The sequence below is a fragment of the Enterobacter sp. J49 genome, from assembly GCF_002148625.1.
Classification (GTDB): domain Bacteria; phylum Pseudomonadota; class Gammaproteobacteria; order Enterobacterales; family Enterobacteriaceae; genus Enterobacter; species Enterobacter ludwigii.
The window spans coordinates 1-1,229 of the sequence record NZ_MWPY01000007.1; the positions used below are offsets into that span (position 1 = coordinate 1).

The window sequence follows — 1,229 nt, forward strand, 5'->3', positions numbered from 1 at the left end:
TGAATCGCCACGGATAATCTAGACACTTCCGAGCCGTTGATAATACTGGTTTTCATATTCTGTCGGTGACATCTGATTGCTCGAACCATGCCGACGCTTACTGTTATAAAACATTTCGATGTAATCAAAAATATCGCTGCGGGCTTCTTCCCGCGTTCCGTAGATCTTTTTCTTTATCCGCTCGCGTTTCAGTAACTGGAAAAAGCTTTCTGCAACCGCGTTATCGTGACAGTTACCGCGACGGCTCATACTCCCTTCCAGGCCGTGTGATTTCAGGAACGACTGCCACTCATGGCTTGTGTACTGACTGCCCTGGTCCGAGTGAACCAGCACCGGTCTTTGAGGATTACGCCGCCATACAGCCATCAGCAGTGCGTTCAGGACAATGTCCTTTGTCATCCGGGATTGCATTGACCAGCCGATAATTTTGCGTGAGAACAGATCAACAATCACGGCCAGATACAGCCAGCCTTCGTGAGTCCTGATGTAGGTTATGTCCGTTACCCAACGCTCATCCGGAGCATCCGGATTGAACTGTCGTTGGAGCCTGTCGGGTGACACGATACTGGCCTCGCCTTTGCGTGCCCGAGGGCTCCGGTACCCGACCTGAGCCTTTATCCCGGCACGATTCATCAGTCGCCAGACTCTGTTCACTCCGCACTGTTGCCCGCTATCCCGTAAGTCCAGATGGATCTTGCGATAACCATAAACGCAACCGGACTCCAGCCAAAACTGTTTGATCTGTCCCGTCAGTCTCAGATCTACCTGGTGGTGCTGAGAATACGGTTGCTTAAACCAGGCGTAAAAGCCACTGGGATGAACATCCAGCACCCTGCAGAGCAGACGAACAGGCCAGCAACGGGAGTTGTCACGAATAAAGGCGTACCTCAGTCGGACAGCTTTGCGAAGTACGCCGCGGCTTTTTTTAATATGTCCCGTTCGTCAGTAACCCGCTTCAGTTCCTTCTGGAGTCGGCGGATCTCGGCCTGAGCATCTGACTGTTCTTTATTAGTGGATGAGTCCGGACCGTACTTCTTTATCCAGGCGTAAAGGCTGTGGGTGGTGATATCGAGACGTGTTGCAACGCTGGAAACAGAATGACCGCGATCAATAACCTGCTTGACTGCTTCAATTTTAAACTCTTCGGGATAACGTTTACCGCTCATGGGCACCTCTCTTTAAGTCATCTTAAATGACTCTGAGGTGTCTGTTAAACCCGTGGCGATTCA

Annotated in this window: 1 protein-coding gene; it reads right to left on the reverse strand. The window is 51.0% G+C overall.

Translation table 11 applies throughout. The features are described 5' to 3' along the window. Nucleotides 1-18: 18 nt before the first annotated feature. Nucleotides 19-1,166 (reverse strand): IS3 family transposase gene (locus tag BJP35_RS00040; protein WP_094881439.1). Its coding sequence is split into 2 segments (ribosomal slippage): nucleotides 19-929 and nucleotides 929-1,166, totalling 1,149 coding nucleotides; the frame shifts between segments, so codons are not numbered across the junction. Nucleotides 1,167-1,229 lie beyond the last annotated feature (63 nt).